This is a genomic window from Gordonia gummivorans, assembly GCF_022513585.1.
Taxonomy (GTDB): domain Bacteria; phylum Actinomycetota; class Actinomycetes; order Mycobacteriales; family Mycobacteriaceae; genus Gordonia.
The window spans coordinates 34,830-51,715 of sequence record NZ_JAKWBF010000019.1; the positions used below are offsets into that span (position 1 = coordinate 34,830).

16 protein-coding genes are annotated in these 16,886 nt (G+C 67.0%); 9 read left to right on the top strand and 7 right to left on the bottom strand.

Annotation, left to right across the window (positions count from 1 at the left end; all coding sequences use genetic code 11):
- Positions 1-88: 88 nt before the first annotated feature.
- The gene (locus MKW15_RS14820) at positions 89-568 is read right to left on the bottom strand and encodes a hypothetical protein (RefSeq protein ID WP_240859551.1); all 480 of its coding nucleotides are present in this window, start codon (positions 566-568) and stop codon (positions 89-91) included.
- Between the two features lie 181 nt (positions 569-749).
- Between MKW15_RS14820 and MKW15_RS14825 the strand changes: the two genes are divergently transcribed.
- Genes MKW15_RS14825 through MKW15_RS14835 form a run of 3 tightly spaced genes read left to right on the top strand, consistent with a single transcriptional unit; the run spans position 750 to position 2,546 of the window.
- Positions 750-1,577, top strand: a complete 828-nt coding sequence (locus MKW15_RS14825) for a hypothetical protein (protein WP_240859553.1) — start codon at positions 750-752, stop codon at positions 1,575-1,577.
- Positions 1,564-2,013, top strand: coding sequence for a hypothetical protein (locus MKW15_RS14830; protein ID WP_240859555.1), 450 nt, complete (start codon positions 1,564-1,566; stop codon positions 2,011-2,013). The genes MKW15_RS14825 and MKW15_RS14830 overlap by 14 nt, the downstream gene beginning before the upstream one ends.
- The gene (locus MKW15_RS14835) at positions 2,010-2,546 is read left to right on the top strand and encodes an EbsA family protein (protein WP_240859558.1); all 537 of its coding nucleotides are present in this window, start codon (positions 2,010-2,012) and stop codon (positions 2,544-2,546) included. The genes MKW15_RS14830 and MKW15_RS14835 overlap by 4 nt, the downstream gene beginning before the upstream one ends.
- 100 nt (positions 2,547-2,646) lie before the next feature.
- Here MKW15_RS14835 and MKW15_RS14840 read toward each other — a convergent pair whose 3' ends face one another.
- Both MKW15_RS14840 and MKW15_RS14845 read right to left on the bottom strand, forming a co-directional pair.
- Positions 2,647-4,665 carry an acyl-CoA dehydrogenase family protein gene (locus MKW15_RS14840; protein ID WP_374247255.1) on the bottom strand — a complete coding sequence of 673 codons (2,019 nt, stop codon included), beginning with the start codon at positions 4,663-4,665 and terminating at the stop codon, positions 2,647-2,649.
- Between the two features lie 47 nt (positions 4,666-4,712).
- A complete protein-coding gene (locus MKW15_RS14845; RefSeq protein WP_240859562.1) occupies positions 4,713-5,561 on the bottom strand; it encodes a response regulator transcription factor in 849 nt (282 codons plus the stop codon).
- Between the two features lie 115 nt (positions 5,562-5,676).
- Between MKW15_RS14845 and MKW15_RS14850 the strand changes: the two genes are divergently transcribed.
- On the top strand, positions 5,677-7,365 hold the full coding sequence (locus MKW15_RS14850; protein WP_240859564.1) for an AMP-binding protein: 1,689 nt from the start codon (positions 5,677-5,679) through the stop codon (positions 7,363-7,365).
- A gap of 14 nt (positions 7,366-7,379) precedes the next feature.
- Here MKW15_RS14850 and MKW15_RS14855 read toward each other — a convergent pair whose 3' ends face one another.
- Positions 7,380-8,480, bottom strand: coding sequence for a hypothetical protein (locus MKW15_RS14855; RefSeq protein WP_240859566.1), 1,101 nt, complete (start codon positions 8,478-8,480; stop codon positions 7,380-7,382).
- 166 nt (positions 8,481-8,646) lie between these two features.
- Between MKW15_RS14855 and MKW15_RS14860 the strand changes: the two genes are divergently transcribed.
- Positions 8,647-9,348 carry a TetR family transcriptional regulator gene (locus MKW15_RS14860; RefSeq protein WP_240859568.1) on the top strand — a complete coding sequence of 234 codons (702 nt, stop codon included), beginning with the start codon at positions 8,647-8,649 and terminating at the stop codon, positions 9,346-9,348.
- An 86-nt stretch (positions 9,349-9,434) separates the two neighbouring features.
- Entirely contained in the window at positions 9,435-10,598 is a 1,164-nt protein-coding gene (locus MKW15_RS14865) for an acyl-CoA dehydrogenase (RefSeq protein ID WP_240859570.1), read from the top strand.
- A 37-nt stretch (positions 10,599-10,635) separates the two neighbouring features.
- On the opposite strand, the gene MKW15_RS14870 is transcribed toward MKW15_RS14865, so the two are convergent.
- The 3 genes from MKW15_RS14870 to MKW15_RS14880 form a co-directional block, all read right to left on the bottom strand.
- The gene (locus MKW15_RS14870; protein WP_240859572.1) at positions 10,636-11,511 is read right to left on the bottom strand and encodes a hypothetical protein; all 876 of its coding nucleotides are present in this window, start codon (positions 11,509-11,511) and stop codon (positions 10,636-10,638) included.
- Positions 11,512-11,753: 242 nt separating this feature from the next.
- Entirely contained in the window at positions 11,754-12,338 is a 585-nt protein-coding gene (locus MKW15_RS14875; RefSeq protein WP_240859574.1) for a YdcF family protein, read from the bottom strand.
- Positions 12,339-12,413: 75 nt separating this feature from the next.
- On the bottom strand, positions 12,414-13,907 hold the full coding sequence (locus MKW15_RS14880; RefSeq protein WP_240859576.1) for an NAD-dependent succinate-semialdehyde dehydrogenase: 1,494 nt from the start codon (positions 13,905-13,907) through the stop codon (positions 12,414-12,416).
- A gap of 76 nt (positions 13,908-13,983) precedes the next feature.
- On the opposite strand from MKW15_RS14880, the gene MKW15_RS14885 reads away from it, so the two are divergent.
- Genes MKW15_RS14885 through MKW15_RS14895 form a run of 3 tightly spaced genes read left to right on the top strand, consistent with a single transcriptional unit; the run spans position 13,984 to position 16,872 of the window.
- Positions 13,984-14,859 carry an SGNH/GDSL hydrolase family protein gene (locus tag MKW15_RS14885; RefSeq protein ID WP_240859578.1) on the top strand — a complete coding sequence of 292 codons (876 nt, stop codon included), beginning with the start codon at positions 13,984-13,986 and terminating at the stop codon, positions 14,857-14,859.
- A 52-nt stretch (positions 14,860-14,911) separates the two neighbouring features.
- Entirely contained in the window at positions 14,912-16,246 is a 1,335-nt protein-coding gene (gene hemL, locus MKW15_RS14890) for a glutamate-1-semialdehyde 2,1-aminomutase (protein WP_240859581.1), read from the top strand.
- Entirely contained in the window at positions 16,246-16,872 is a 627-nt protein-coding gene (locus MKW15_RS14895; protein ID WP_240859583.1) for a histidine phosphatase family protein, read from the top strand. The genes hemL and MKW15_RS14895 overlap by 1 nt, the downstream gene beginning before the upstream one ends.
- The last annotated feature ends 14 nt before the right edge of the window (positions 16,873-16,886 follow it).

A 16,886-nucleotide genomic window follows, 5' to 3' on the forward strand; every position in this document is an offset into this window, starting at 1 on the left:
GTTTTGGACGGCTATCCTCTTCTCGCCGCCGACGACCTTCTTGCTGGCCCATGATCGTCGGCAAGGCCGGCGCCGGCGCCGGCGCCGGTCAGCGCCGTACGAAGGTGAGCAGCGCGCCACCCGCAGCGATCACCAGGCAGCCGACGACCGCCACGTACACGCCTGCCCCCGACGCGGAGATGCCGTCGGGTACCACCGCCAACGACACCAATGCTCCGCTGAGAGCCGACAGGACGGTCACCATCGCGACCGGACGCGTCTCGTCGATCGTCCGCCCGCAGACCAGGCCGACGACGATCGTCACCACCAACACGACCGCCAGCACCGGCAACAGATGCAGGAGACTCAAGTCGACGTCGTACCCGGATTCGCTCGCACCGCCCCACCCGGTGATGGCGACCGACGCGTCGACGTCGGGTCGATACCAGACCAGACCGTAGGAGATGGCGACCAGCAGGGCCCCCGCGGCGGCGACCACAGCACCCGGGGTGCGCCACAGGGGCCGTGCCGATGGGTGGAGAAAGCCGGGCGTGGTTACCTCATCGGACCGACGATCCGTCTGTGTCATGGCCGGTCCCTCGCTCCCTGGTGCTACCCGGATGACCTGGTCGATTGGCCGAGTCAAACACGCGGTGGATCGGCTGTCGACGCGGAGACCGCACCCGGGCGCCAAGACAGACCGAACGAATGACAGTGCGAAGCCGCATCCTCCCAGGTTGCGCACAGGTGCCGTTCATTACCCTGGTGGCATGTCTGCACCGTTCGACCCGACGTCCGGGGGGTCTGCCGGGCCGGGGGACTCCGGTGCGCCGGTTCGTCCGAAGCTGCCCGACTCCATCAAGATCGCGTCCGAATTGTGGATCGTCGTGGTCCTGGGGCAGATCGTCGCGTTCTTCGCCCAGTCCTCGGCACTCGCGAAGTCGATTCGCGACTCGGTGCACGAGGGGTCGGCGGGTGTCCCGGCCGACCAACTCGAATTCATGACGTCGACCGGCTTCATCGTCGCCCTTCTGATCGGGGTGGCCGTGGTGCTCTCCGTGCTGCCGCTCGTCTTTGTCTTCTTCACCCGTCGTGGCCACGGATGGGCGCGGGTGATCGCGTCGGCGATGGGCGTGTACGTCACGGTCGACCTGCTCTTGGCCTTCTTCTCCGACCGCGACCCGGTCTGGTCCATGGTGCCGACGGTGATCAGCGGCGTCGCCGCCATCGGGGCGACGATCCTGTTGATGCGCCCGGAATCGGACAAGTACTGCCGCGCGATGGCCGAGTTCCGCAAACCGCGACCGGTCCTCGGGCCACCGAGTCCGTATCCCTATCCCTATCCGCCGGCCGGGTACTCACCCCAGCCCCCGTACCCACCCCAGTACGGCCCGGGACCTCCGCAACCGCAGGTGCCACCGCAGACACCGCCGTATGGTGACGGAGGACCTGTCACCCGGGACGATCAATCGGCATCCGATCACGACGTGGCCGGCCGCGATAACAGGGCGAGCGAAGCGACGGGGAATTACTCCAGGGCGAGCGAAGCGACGGGGAACCAGACAGACGAAGGACGGCGAGCAAGTGACCAATCCTGATCCGGCACAACGACCCAAACTCGTGGTCTGGGCCTACCGGTGCTGGGTGACCGGCGGTGCGTTGCTGGTTCTGCTCGGTGTCGGTTTCGTCATCCTCGGTGCGGTGTCGTCGATGTCGACGCTGGGACCGGTGGCCGTCGGCGTGCTCGTCGCGATCGTCGGTGTCGCCGACATTCTGATGGGGTCCAAAGCGTTTGTCGGTGATGCGCGTTGGCGGTCGTCGCTGGCCGCGTTGACCCTCGTGGTGGTCGCGATGCTGCTGGTCATCAGCTTCCTCGCGCCGCTTCTCGCGTTCGCACTCCTGGCCGGCATCATTGCGCTGTTCGGGTCGCTGCTCGCGTACCGGCCGGAGTCGGAGTCCTGGTACACCGGCGAGCCGATCCCGGAGCCCGTCAAGAAGAACCTGCAGAAGAAGCCGCGGCGGAAGAGCGCGTGAGCGACGCCGAGCCCGACGATCGGGCCGAGGACGAGAACGAGGACCCGGGGGACGTGCTCTTCTACGAGCCCGGCGGCAGTTGGTGGGTGGTGTCGATCGGCCCGTTGTTGGTGATCGCGGTCCTGGTTCTCGAGATCACCGGACCGGGCAGCGTGCACTGGCCGGTGCTGCTCATCTTCCTGGTGATCCTGGTCGGCTTCTCGATGGTTCAGGTCACCGCCGCCCGACGCCACGTCAGCGTCGAACTCACCGAGACGACGCTCCGGCAGGGTGCGCAAACCATCCGCCTCGACGACATCGCCAAGATCTACCCGCCCAACCACGGCGCGGTGCCCGAGGACTGGGAGAGCGCCCCGGCGCTCGGCGAACTCCACGGCGTACCGCGTCGACGCAAGGGTGTCGGCGTCAAGCTGAAGTCCGGGACGGTGAATCAGGCCTGGGCGCGCAACGTCGATCGCTTTCGCTCCGAACTGAACGATGCGCATACCGCCGTGCGGCTGGGCATTCCGCCCAAGGGGAGTTCCGACGACTGACCCGACGACTTTGGCTGGCTGTCCACTCATCCGTTTGAAGTTGGGTCCGGATTCCGGACCCAACTTCAAGCCGATCGTCCGGCGCCTTGGCGCCGTCGCCTCAGCCGTGCTCGAGCATCGGTGCGGCGAGGAGGCTTTCCGGAATGCCGAAGGCGTCCACCAGGGTTCGGGCGTGTGGTCGGAGTTCCTGGCACAGGGTGTTCACGCCCCGCCGGATCGCCTTGGCCCGCTCCACCGAGATGTGCCGGTGCATGAGGAACCAGCCCATGTCCTCTTCGAGGGCGGAGTAGACGAACAGGTCGCACACCTTGCCGAGGAGCTCAGCCGCCGACCGTGAGTCGCAGTCGTTGATCGCCTCGATAAAGGCCTCGAGCACAACGCGTTCGGTGTGTGCCTGCCCGACCTTCAGCAGATGATCTTGCGCGTTGTTGAACACCTCGAACGCGTCGTTGTCGTCGTCGAGGGCCCTACGCAAACGCTGCGCGCACGTGCGAATGAGGTGATCTTCGCGGTTGCGGAACAACCGGATCTGCGTGCCGCGGTTGGTGAGATTCGACTTCTCGGTGTCCTCGTCGGAACTCTCCAGCAGGGTTTGCACCACCTGCCGGACCGCGGTTTTCTCGACCACCACGTCGCGCGCCATCCCGACCACGAACCGTACCCAGCCGCCCGCCGAAAGTCCCTGCACGTCATCGGAATACGATGACAACAACTCCTTGGCGACGAGCTGCGTCATCACCGTGTTGTCGCCCTCGAACGTGGTGAAAACGTCGATGTCGCCGCGGATGATCGACAGCTGGTTTTCGTCGAGATAGCCCGCTCCACCACAGGCTTCGCGACTGACGTTCACGGCGTTCGACGCATGCCAGGTGGCATACGCCTTCAGCCCGGCGGCGTCGGACTCGAGTTGACGCTGCCGCCCGGCATCCGAATCGTCGGGCGAGTTGCTCTGCACCTCGTGCAACTCGGCCACGATCTCGTTCTGCGCAAACGCGATCGCGTAGGATTTCGCTATGAGCGGCAACAACTTTCGCTGATGGCCGAGGTAGTCCATGACGATGATCTCGTCGGTCTCCTCGGGTGCCTCGAACTGCTTGCGGATCAGGCCGTAGCGCGTCGCCATGGTCAGGGCCTTGCGCCCCGCGGCGCCGGCCGTCGCGGCGACGCTCACGCGTCCGCGGATCAGGGTGCCGAGCATCGTGAAGAAGCGCCGGTTGGGGTTCTCGATCGGCGACGTGTACGTGCCGTCGGCCTCGACATCGGCGTACCGATTGAGCAGATTCTCCGCGGGGATGCGCACGTTGTCGAAGACGATGCGCCCGTTGTCCACACCGGCCAGGCCGCCCTTGTAGCCGCAGTCGCTGGTGGTGATCCCCGGCCGGTCGTTGCCGTCCTCGTCGCGGATCTCGACCACAAAGCAGTGCACGCCTTTGCTTTCCGGCTCCTCACCCGGGCCCGCGGTGATGAGTTGCGCGAACACTGCGGCGTATCGCGCATGCAGGGCGGCGCCGCCGATGTAGTCCTTGCGCGCGGCCGCCTTGGTCGAGTGGATGACGAACTCGCGGGTGTCGCGGTCGTAGGTTGCGGTGGTGTCAAGTGCCTGGACGTTGGAGCCGTGCCCGGTCTCGGTCATGGCGAAGCAGCCGAGAACGTCGAGATCGATGATTCCCTTGACGTAGCGCTCGTGATGCCTTGCGGTGCCCAGGTTTTCGACCGCCCCGCCGAACAGGCCCCATTGCACGCCGGCCTTCACCATCAGCGACAGGTCGGCATAGCCGAGCATCTCGATCGCCGTGATCGACGCGCCGACGTCGCCGGTCCCGCCATGATCCGACGCGAAACCGGCCGACGCGAACCCCTGACCCGACAGTTCCTTCAGTTCTTCGAGCATCCGTGTCCGCGCCTCGTCGAGCGTGCGCGACGGATCGGGGAGCAGATCGGCCCGGTCGGAACGCTCACGCACCATGTCGCGGGTGGACCGCCACCGCCCGTCGAGTGCGTACCGTAGGTTCTCCACCAGTAGGGCGCGTTCGTCGGCCGACAGATCGTCGTCGGGAGAAACCGTGGCTACATCGTTCGGAACGTCGGCGTCGTCGGGTGTGGCGGTTTCGGTAGGCATACTCATGACCCCACGTTACGTATGGCGTGCCTGCCGCGTGGCAACCTTCAGGGCAGAAGTCCCTGACGTCGTGCTTCGACCACCGCCGCGCGCCGGTTGTGCACGCCGAGCTTCCCCATCAGATTGCGCACGTAGGCCTTGACCGTCTCCGGCGCAAGACCCAGGCGGTCGGCGATCTCACGGTTGGGGCACCCAAGAGACAGGTGCGCCAGAACGTCATGTTCCCGTGCGGACAGTTGGGCGGCGGCGGGATTGGTTTCGCCGAGTCCGGCGAGCCGAAGCTCGATCCCGCGCAGCCGCTCGGCGAGGGCGGGGTCGGTGGTCGACTCCGCGATCGACCGCAGCTCCAGGTAGCTCTCCACGATGCCCTCGGCGACCGCCGGTGCGACCGTCGGGCCCCGTTGACTCCGATCCTGCTCGATGAGCGCGACGCGGCGGTCGACCTCGTCTCGGATCTCGATCTCCCGCGCCAGCTGCGACGCGGCGTTCACCACGCGGGTGATCGCGGCGTCGCCGATCGGATCCGGGCTGCGCAACCCGCCGTAGAGCAGCGCCCTGGTCCGGCCTGCGACCACGGCCGGGGCGGCGACCAGCGACTGGATGCCTTCGGAGGCCACCTCGACGTCGTACTCGTGGGTGATCTCCGTCGAGTTGGCGTAGTCGACGACGGCGCCGGCACGACGCTCGTCGATGGCACGACCGCCCAGGCCACAGCGTGTGCTGATCACGAGATCGCGCAGGTTGCCCGTGCGGGTCCCGACAAATCCCGACAGGACCAGGTCGCGTCCCCGCACCACCCCACCGAAATGCACCGGAAGTTGCGTCGCCCGTTGCCCGGCCCGCAACGCGGCGCGCATCGCATCTTCGTCGCTGGGCCGCCACACGTCGTCGTGCATGGCGTCACCTCCGTGCCGATCACCCCCATTCGGGGGTAGTGATGCTTCCAGTGTGATCCATACCGTCGGACATGGACAGTTGTGACGGTCAGATCAAGAGCACAGGAGAGCAAGCATGTCGGCCCCTACCACCCAGCCCGCAAACGATGCCGACCGATCGGCTGTGTTCACGACCGGCGACTGGGGACTGGCAAACCGCTCGGAACTGAGTCCGCTGCGCTTCCTCGAACGCTCCGCCGCGGTGTTCGGCGACCGCGAGGCGATCGTCTACGGCGAGCGCACCTACAGCTACGCCGAGTTCGCCGACGAGGTGCAGCGGCTCGCTCGCGTGCTGCGGGCCACGATCGCGCCCGGCGACCGCGTCGCCTACCTGACGCCGAACATCCCCGAGATGCTGATCGCGCACTTCGCCGTGCCGTTGGCCGGTGGGGTGCTCGTCGCGCTGAACTCGCGACTGGCCGGCCCGGAGTTGGTGTACATCCTCAACCATTCCGGGGCCACGGCCCTCTACTTCGACGCCGAGTTCCGCCACACGGTCGCCGCCATCGCCGGTCAGTTGCCGGAGCTCGCCACGGTCATCGAGATCACCGACCCCGAGTTCGGTCCGACGCCGGGCCCCGTCGACGCGTCGGGCATCCCCGGTCTCGTCGCCTACGCGGATCATCTTGCGGCTGCCGACGACCTGGACCCGACACCGCTGCCGTGGACGGTCGGCGACGAGAACACCGTGATCTCGATCAACTACACCTCGGGCACCACCGGAAAACCCAAGGGCGTCATGTACACCCACCGCGGTGCCTACCTCAATTCGTTCGGTGAGACCTTCCACAACCAGTTCACCGGCACCACCCGCTACCTGTGGACGCTGCCGATGTTCCACTGCAACGGCTGGTGTACCCCGTGGGCGGTGACCGCCGCCGCTGGCACCCACATCTGTCTGCGCGCCGTCCGCGCCGACGCCGTGTGGGATGCCATCGACGATCTCGGCGCCACACATATGTGCGGTGCGCCGACCGTGTGCACGACGATCGTCGGATCGCCGCGTGCCCACCGCGTCGACCGGCCGTTGCGCATCACGACGGCCGGGGCGCCGCCGTCGCCGACGGTCATCGGCCATCTCGAGGCGATCGGGATCACCGTCGTCCACGTCTACGGACTGACCGAGGTGTACGGCCCGTACACGATCTGCGAGTACCAGCAGGCGTGGGACGACCTCGCGCCCGACGAGCGGGCCGCCAAACTGTCGCGGCAGGGTGTCGGGATGCTGCAGGCCGAGAATGCGCGCGTCGTCGAACGCGATCGGGTGCCGCTCGTCGATGTTGCGGCCGACGGCGAGACTATGGGCGAGATCGTGCTGCGGGGCAACAACGTGATGGCGGGGTATTTCCAGAATCCGGAGGCCACCGCCGAGGCGTTCGCGGGTGGTTGGTTCCATTCCGGCGATCTCGGCGTCATGCATCCCGACGGCTACATCCAGCTCAAGGACCGTGCCAAGGACATCATCATCTCCGGTGGTGAGAACATCTCGACGGTCGAGGTCGAACAGGCACTGGTGAGCCATGACGCGGTGCTCGACGTCGCCGTCATCGGCGTCCCCGACGAGAAGTGGGGCGAGCGACCGAGAGCGTATGTGCTTGTGCGGCAGGGAGAATCGCTGTCCAAGGACGATCTGATCGCACACGCCCGGCGACTGCTGGCCGGCTACAAGGTTCCGCGCGACATCGTCTTCGCCGAGGATCTGCCACGCACACCCACTGGGAAGGTGCTCAAGTTCGAGCTGCGCCAGGAGGCCACCCAGAGCTGAGTCCGGACAGCGGCTCAGGTGTTGCGGTTCGTTCGTACGTGGTCGACGAAGCCGGGCGGCATCATGTCGGCCGGAATGGTCAGCACTGGTGTGCGGCCGTGACACAGATCGATCGCGGCGCGGGTTTCGCGGATCCTGGTGACGTCGGCGAGCGACACCGACGTCGCCACCGTGCCGTAGGTGGCTTCCACTCGATCGGGTGAGTACCGGACGTACAGCTGTGCCCCCACGGGCATCAGTCGCCGAAGGCGGGCGAACAGTTGCCAATACGAGGTCGCCAGCACACCGACGAAAACGACTGCGCCGATGACCGGAGCGGACACCAGGATTCCCGCGCCTTCGGCATCGTCGATGATCGCCCACGCGACGAGGATCGCCACGGCGACCACGCACAGCACCAGCGACGAACCGGTGAACGTCGCGCGGACGAGGCGCATCGGCAGCCCCCGGTCGGCGACCATCGTCGCCACGGTCGTACCGTCGGCGTCGTTGACGATCCGCGCCGAGCCTGGCCCGTCGACACCGGCGTGTTCGGCACCGGACCCTTGAGCCCCGGCGTCGCCCGGCCGATGAACCGCCCTGATCTCCCGATGCCGTTGCACGATGCCCTCGGCCACCTCGTTTGGGACCAATTCGCGGGGAATGATCAGGACCGGTTGCCCGGCAACGAATGCCACGAGATGGGTTCGGCTCACCCGGATGCGGTCGAGTTCGGACAAGCGCAACCGCGTGTGGATGCCGTCGGCGCCATAACCGATCCAGTCGGCGCCGAACTCCGAGGTGAGCAGCGTGCCGTCGGGAATCAGCGTGCGCACTTGGCGGAGCGTCATCCACCACATCAGGACCAGCATCGGGAGGGTGATGACGCCGCCCACGATGACGCCGAGAACCATGGCCAGCGCCCAGTCGAGCAGGGTGTCGAAACCAGGGGAATTCCCGAGGGCGACGGTGGAAAGACTCAGGATCAAACCCGCCACGACGATGGCCGGAATCAGCCAGCGCGCCCGGCGGGCGACGGTGTGGGTCGCGAGGCGTCGGGCGACCGAACGGTCGGCGATCATCGAGGTCTGGACCCCGCCGTCGGGCAGAATCGAATGGGGATGCGGAACAACCATTTTCGGTGGGCCTCGGCGCACTGGTGAACGCGGCTCGGGACGTGACGAGTCGGCACCCCCGAACCGAACCGCCCGGGTTCGGGCGATACAGCGACTCAGCGTAATGGATGACCGATCTGACCCGTCTTCGACGATGGTCAGGCCGCCGCAGGCAATACTGGGTGACATGGCACCGAGTGACGCGGACTTTCGGACGCTGGTCGTGGCGGAGTCGATTCGGTTGTTCTCCGAGGGCGGCTACGAGTCGACGACGGTCGAGCAGATCGCGGCCGCCGCGGGCATCTCGCGGCGCACGTTCTTTCGGCAGTTCGGGTCCAAGGAAGACGTTATCTTCGCCGATCACGAGGCGCTGTTGACGCAGGTCGACGAGTACCTTGCCGCCGTCGTCGACGATCCGTGGTCGGCCGTGTGCACCGCCGCCGAGCTGGTTTTCGCGCATTTCTCGGGCGATCGGACGCTCGCGCTGCGGCGTCTGCAGGTGGTACAGGAGGTGCCGGCGCTGCGCGATCGCGAGCTCGTTACCACCTACCGCTACCAGCGGTTGTTCGAGGACTTCCTGCGCAACCGCAGGCCCGACGAGCCGCCGGTGCGCGTCGTCGCCTATGTGTCCGCGGTGACCGCGGCCCACAACTACCTGCTCCGACGCATGATCCGCGGCGACGCCGACGCCACCGCCGAACGGCTGCGCAGTGAACTCGCGCGCGTGCGGGCGGCACTCGGTGCCGGTGCGGCCCCGACCGTCGAGACTCCTGCCGACGCGGTGGTCAGCGTCGTCACCTATCCGGCCGGCACCCCCGTCGCCGACATCGCGCGTCGAGTCGCCGAACAACTGGGCGAGGCAGGGCCCGGTAACGGACAATCGGAGTAGGCCACATCAGATTGACATGGCACTGAGTGCCGTGATGAACTGGACTTATCCAACGTTTGGCACGCAGTGCCGTGAGGAGTCGACTCATGGGATTCGGAAATCCTGATTTCAACGTCTTCGAGCTGCCGGAGGAGCACGTCGCGCTGCGCGAGGCTATCCGCGCGCTCTCCGAGAAGGAGATCGAGCCGCACGCCGCCGCTGTCGACGAAGAGGCGCGGTTCCCGCAGGAGGCCCTCGACGCGCTGGTCGCGTCGGGCTTCAACGCGATCCACGTCCCCGACGAGTACGAGGGTCAGGGCGCCGACTCCGTCGCTGCCTGCATCGTCATCGAAGAGGTCGCGCGGGTGTGCGCGTCGTCGTCGTTGATCCCGGCGGTCAACAAGCTCGGGACCATGGGTCTCATCCTGAACGGCTCCGACGAGCTCAAGGCGCAGGTGCTGCCGTCGATCGCGTCGGGCGAGGCGATGGCGTCGTACGCGCTGTCGGAGCGCGAGGCCGGCTCCGACGCCGCGGGCATGAAGACCCGCGCCCGCAAGGACGGCAACAACTGGGTGCTCAACGGCTCCAAGTGCTGGATCACCAACGGCGGCAAGTCATCCTGGTACACCGTCATGGCGGTCACCGACCCGGAGCGCAAGGCCAACGGCATCTCCGCGTTCATGGTGCACAAGGATGATCCCGGCTTCACCGTCGGGCCGCTGGAAAAGAAGCTGGGCATCAAGGGATCTCCGACCGCCGAACTCTACTTCGAGGACTGCACCATCCCCGAGGATCGCATCATCGGCGACGAGGGCACCGGCTTCAAGACCGCGCTGCAGACCCTCGACCACACCCGCCCGACCATCGGCGCGCAGGCCGTCGGCATCGCGCAGGGCGCCCTCGACAAAGCCATCGAATACGTCAAGGACCGCAAGCAGTTCGGCAAGCCGATCAGCACGTTCCAGGGTGTCGAGTTCATGATCGCCGACATGGCGATGAAGGTCGAGGCGGCCCGCCTCATGGTCTACACCTCGGCCGCCCGCGCCGAGCGTGGCGAGAAGAACCTCGGCTTCATCTCGTCGGCGTCGAAGTGCTTCGCCTCCGACGTTGCAATGGAGGTCACCACCGACGCCGTGCAGCTCTTCGGCGGCGCAGGCTACACCCGCGACTTCCCGGTCGAGCGCATGATGCGCGACGCCAAGATCACCCAGATCTACGAGGGCACCAACCAGATCCAGCGCGTCGTCATGTCGCGCGCGTTGCTGCGCTGAGCGTTCGACGCAGAAACCTCACTTCTCGTCAGAAACCTCACTTCTCGTCAGGGACCTTCGGAACTTCCGAAGGTCCCTGACCATTTGTGGGGTCTTTGTCCAGGCCGAGCTTGCGGCGAAGACGCTTGATCAGCCGTGCCTTATCGTCGAGGTCTTCGAGGTCGCACCATCCCCAGTGAACCTGTTGATACTCGAGCTCGGCGATCGCGTCCGACCGGTACTTTTCATACAGCAAGCGGCCTCTGCCATCCTGGCCGCTGTACTTCTTCTTCCCGTCGCATTCGCCCACGAGACCGTGCTTGCGCCAAAGGAAATCGACCCGTGCCACCCAGTTACCCCAGGCATCGTACAAATCCACCTGAAGCTCTGGGACGGGCAGGCCTTCGTCGACAAAGGTGATCCGACTGCGGGATTCCAACACGGATTCAGCATCTCCGTTGAGTTCCGCGACCACCCTCCGTGCCCGTGCTGCGCCGGCCATACCGGTGATGAGGTCGAGTTCGTTTGCGAGTTCATCCGCCGTGCACAGGTCAAGGTGCAGGGCTGCGTCGCCGACAGCGATGGCTGGGATGCGTTCGGCGGTGCGTGCAAGGTCGACGACGACACGCGCCGCCGAGACAACCCGCACGCCGTCAACGTCGGTGATCGCGGGTGGCCGACGGTCCATTTCGACCCGCACTGCACCCGTGGCCCGGGTACGCGCCTTCTTGGCGCCGTTTTCGACGAACACCACCCGGGTGACATCCAAGCCCCAGACGGGAAGACCGAGGACGGCGGCCGCCGCCGAACCACCGAGGGCGCGGCTTTCACCTGCGGACTTGCGCGCCACGGCAAGCGCTCGCTGCCGATGGCGCGTCTCCGGTGTGCCGTCGAGCATTTCGGCCGGTATCACGATGCCGTTGCCGAGCTTCACGAGTCGCTTCGAGCGCAGAGCTGCCCTGATCTCGTGGTCGTCGAGGCCTGCGGCCAGGAGTTCTGGGCGGCTGACCGCGCCCTTGAGTGACGAGAAGATGTCCATGCCAGATTAGACGCGCGCAGGCTCCGACCGGTTCCGGTGCTGGCCAAAGACCTCACTTCCAGTCGGAGACCTTCGGAACGGCCGACGGTCTCTGGCGAGAAATGAGGTTTCTGACCAGAAGTGAGGTTTCTGGAAACTCAGGCGTACGCCGCCCGAAACTCGATGCGTGCGTGCTGCTTCCGGGCGGCCGCGCGGAAGTCGCCGAGGGCGCGGCCCATGTGGAAGCCGTTGGTGACGATGACCGCACCGTTGGCGCCCATCGCCTTCAGCATGCCGACGGTGTACGACGCGTTCTGCACGGTGGAGGTCGAACGGCCTTCATTCACCATCTGCCACATGGGAATTCCGCGTCGGATGAGCCCGAGGTTCATGAACTGTGCCTCCGATACCGGCAGCCACCAAGTGTTGCCGCCGGAGACGATCATCCGGTTGAACGGATGCTGTTTGGCCATCCGTGCCGCGACGTTGAGACGACGGTCGAGGATGGCCGGCGTCTGTCCGTAGGTGCCCATCTTGGCGCCGAGTACGACGATGTAGCGCGTGGCGATGCCCTGCCAGAGGAAGATGCTGTTCGGCGTGAGCAGGTCGCTGCTGCCGAGGTCCACGCTCCCGAGATCGGTGCTGACCGGTGCAGCCTTCGCCGGGGCATCGGTGAGTACTCCAGCGCCGGTGACGAGAGCGGTGGAGAGGGCGACTGCGGACACGAGGTTTCGAACACGCATGACGACGAGTGTACGGAAGTTACTGGTGAGGTCAATGTGACCAAAGTGACGATCGGATCAAGGGTCGATAAACCCTCATGTGAGAGCGACGTACTTCACCGAAAGGTACTCTTCGATACCCTCGGAACCGCCTTCGCGTCCGATGCCGGACTGTTTGACGCCGCCGAAAGGTGCTGCCGCGTCGGAGATCACGCCGCGGTTGACACCGACCATCCCGGAGTCGAGCGCCTCGGCGACGCGCATGCTGCGGTCGAGGTCGCGGCTGTAGAAGTACGCGGCAAGGCCGTATTCGGTGGAGTTTGCCGCTGTGATGCCGTCGTCCTCGCTCGTGAATGTGCTGATCACCGCGACCGGCCCGAAGATCTCACCGCGTGTGACGGGAGCGTAGGGGTCCACCTGGTCGAGAACCGTTGCCGGATAGAAGAATCCGGGGCCATCAGGACGTTCTCCGCCGGTGCGAACCCGGGCGCCGTCGGCGATCGCGCCCTCGACGGCGTCGGCGACCTTGTCGCGCTGGGAGGCGTTGACGAGCGGTCCGAGCGTGACCCCGTCGACATACCCGGGACCCATGCGCACCGCGGCCATCTTCTCGGTGAGTTTGGTGGTGAACTCGTCGGCGACGCCGGACTGCACGAGGAACCGGTTGGCGGCCGTGCACGCCTCGCCGCCGTTGCGCATCTTGGCCGCGAATGCGCCCTCGACCGCTGCGTCGACATCCGCGTCGTCGAAGACGAGGAACGGCGCGTTGCCGCCGAGTTCCATCGACGTCCGCTGGATACGTTCGGCGGCCTGCTCCAACAATCCGCGCCCGACCGGCGTGGACCCGGTGAAGCTGATCTTGCGGATGCGGTCGTCCTCGATCAGCGCCGTGCTGACGCCGCGGCTGTCGCTGGTCGGCAGCACCGACAGAACTCCCGGCGGAAGACCGGCCTCCGCGAACGCCTCGGCGAGCGCAAGCATGGTCAGGGGGGTCTCGTGCGCGGGTTTGACCAGCATGACGTTGCCCGCAGCCAATGCCGGCGCGATCTTGCGCGTACCCATCGCGAGCGGAAAGTTCCACGGCGTGATTGCCAGACACGGCCCAACAGGCGCGTGGCTGACCAGAATCCGACCGTTGCCCGCCGGGGCCTGGGTGAAGCGACCGTTCACCCGGACCGCCTCCTCGGCGAACCAGCGCAAGAATTCGGTGCCGTACTTGGCCTCCGCGGCGCTGTCGGGCAGCGCGCGACCGAGTTCGGCCGTCATGAGCAGCGCGATGTCGTCGGCGCGATCGGTGAGCAGTTCAAAGGTGCGACGCAGGATTTCGCCACGCTCGCGCGGGGCGGTCGCGGCCCAGTCCTGAGCGGCCGCCGCCGCGGCGTCGAGAGCGGCGCGCGCATCCTCGACCCCGGCGTCGGCGACCGACACCAGTGGCTCCTCGGTCGCCGGGTCGTACACCGGGAAGGTCTTGCCCGACGCGGACGGAACCGACTTGCCGCCGATCCACAGGCCGGTGGGGACGCCGTCGAGCACGGCGCCGACGTCGAGAACTTCGTTGTTGCTGGTTGCGGAACTTCGTTGCTCGGCCATGACCCCAGTGTGCCTCTCACGACGCCGGGAGCGGAGCGAGCGGGTCGAATCCAATCTGCTCGGTACGGTGGGGACGGTGATCAGTCGTCGGATCTCCTGGCTTGCGATTGCCGTTGCCGCGTGCACCCTCGCCGGCTGCAACGCACCCGACGACGCGAGCACCACCAGTAGCGCACCATCCACGAGCATCGACACCACGATCGATCAGGTCAATCTGGGCGACAGTTACAGCGCGGGCACCGGGGTCAGCCCGCTCGCGGCAGGGTCGCCGTTCCTATGTCAGCGGTCGTCGCGGAACTTCGCTCAGATCCTCACCGAGCGGCAGCACTACCGGCTGACCGACGTCAGCTGCGCCGGCGCCGACACCGCGGACTTGGCGAACGCCCAATACGACGGCGTCCCAGCGCAATTCGACGCCGTGACACCCGACACCGACCTGGTCACCATGATGATCGGCGGCAACGACAACGACACGTACTCCGGTTCGATCCGCGCCTGCCGCGACGTCGCGTCCAGCGATCCGTCCGGCTCGCCGTGCCGCGACCGCTACGGCGATTCGCTGGAGAAGCCGATCCTCACCACGACCTATCCGAGCCTGCTGACGGCGCTCCGGCAGGTGCAGCAGAAGGCGCCACACGCCCGGGTCGTCATCGTCGGCTATCCGTGGATTCTTCCGGCGACGGGCGGCTGCTATCCGACCATGCGAGTCGCCGCCGGCGACGTTCCCTACCTGCGTCATCTGCAGGCAACTCTCAACGACGCGATCCGACGCGCGGCCGCCCAGACCGGCGCCACCTACGTCGACATGGAAGCGGTGTCCGAGGGGCACGACGCCTGCGCGGGAAGTCAACGCTGGATCGAGCCGATGACCAGGAGCGGGCCTGGTGCCGTGCACCCGAACGCGCGCGGGCAGCAAGCGATCGCCGACCAGGTTGCCAGGTCGCTGGCCTGAGAAGCACCTGAACGATTTGGGTCACCCGGTGCCGTTTGGAACACTGGAGGCCGTGACCCGCACCGCCCCGACCGCCGAGACGTCAGCCGCTCTGTTCGCGCGCGCCGGGAAGGTCATCCCGGGCGGGGTCAACTCCCCGGTCCGCGCGTTTTACGCGGTCGGCGGGACACCCCGATTCATCGCCCGCGCGCAGGGCTGCCACCTCTACGACGCCGACGGCGCCGACTACGTTGACCTGGTCTCTTCATGGGGTCCGATGATCCTGGGCCACGCCCATCCGGCGGTCGTCGAGGCCGTAGCGCGCGCGGCGGTCGGTGGCCTGTCCTTCGGCGCCCCGACCGAGGCCGAGGTGGAACTGGCCGAGGAGATCATCGACCGCGTCGACCCCGTGCAACGTGTCCGGCTGGTCAACTCGGGCACCGAGGCCACCATGTCGGCCATCCGCCTCGCACGCGGATTCACCGGCCGCAGCAAGATCATCAAGTTCGCGGGCTGTTATCACGGTCACGTCGACGCCCTGCTCGCCGACGCGGGGTCGGGAGTCGCGACCCTCGGCCTGCCGACGTCGCCGGGCGTCACCGGCGCCACCGCCCACGACACCATCGTCCTGCCTTACAACGACCTGAAAGCCGTCGCCAAGGCCTTCGAGGAGTTCGGCGACGAGATCGCCGCGGTCATCACCGAGGCCGCCGCCGGCAACATGGGTGCGGTCGCGCCGCGTGACGGATTCAACGCCGGCCTGCGTGAACTGACCGCCCGGCACGGGGCGCTACTGATCATCGACGAGGTCATGACCGGATTCCGGGTGAGCCCCGCCGGCTGGTACGGCCTCGAAGGCGTCGCAGGCGACCTCTACACCTTCGGCAAGGTGATGAGCGGCGGGCTACCTGCCGCCGCATTCGGGGGTCGCGCCGACGTCATGGAACGCCTCGCGCCGACCGGTCCCGTCTATCAGGCGGGCACCCTGTCAGGGAACCCAGTGGCCGTGGCCGCCGGACTGGCGACCCTGCGCAACGCCGACGTCGACGTCTACGCCGCCCTCGACGCCAACGCCGACCGACTCGGTGAACTCTTCACCGGCGCCCTCACGTCTGCGGGGGTTTCCCACCGCGTGCAGCGTGCGGGCAGCCTGATCAGTATCTTCTTCACCGACGACCCCGACACCGAGATCGTCGACTACGCGGGCGTCAAGGCCACCGACACCTGGCGGTTCGCGCCGTTCTTCCACGCGCTCCTCGACCGGGGCGTGTACGCACCGCCGAGTGCCTTCGAGGCGTGGTTCGTCTCGGCCGCACTCGGCGACGACGCTTTTTCACGAATCGCCGACGCGCTTCCTGCCGCTGCCGAAGCGGCAGGCGCGGCCCGCCGACCGGGGGAGACCGACTGATGCACACGATCGTCCACATGATGCGCCACGGTGAGGTGCACAATCCCGACGGCATCCTCTACGGACGGCTGCCCGGATTCCGGCTGTCGACCACGGGCCGGGTGCAGGCCCGCAAAGTCGCCGACACCCTCGCCGACCACGACGTCACCGCCGTGTTCGCGTCGCCGCTGCAGCGTGCGCAGGAGACCGCGACACCGATCGCGGCCGCGCACGGACTGCCGATCTTCACCAACGACGACCTCATCGAGGCCGACAACGTCTTCGAGGGACTCAAGGTGTCCGTCGGCGACGGCGCGTTGTCGAAGCCGCGGCACTGGCCCAAGATTCGCGACCCGTTCACCCCGTCGTGGGGCGAGCCGTACATCCAGTTGGCCCACCGCATGCTCGCCGCCGCCAACAAGGCGCGCGACGCGGCCAAGGGCCACGAGGCCATCTGTGTCAGCCATCAGCTGCCCGTGTACACGCTGCGCCGCTTCCTGGAAGGCCAGCGACTCTGGCACGACCCGCGTCGTCGGCAGTGTTCGCTCGCGTCGCTGACCAGCCTGATCTACGAGGACGACGCGCTCGTCGACATCATCTATTCCGAACCGGCCGGGGCATCCGACCCGCTGGTGACCGGGGCCTGACCCGGAACAACAGC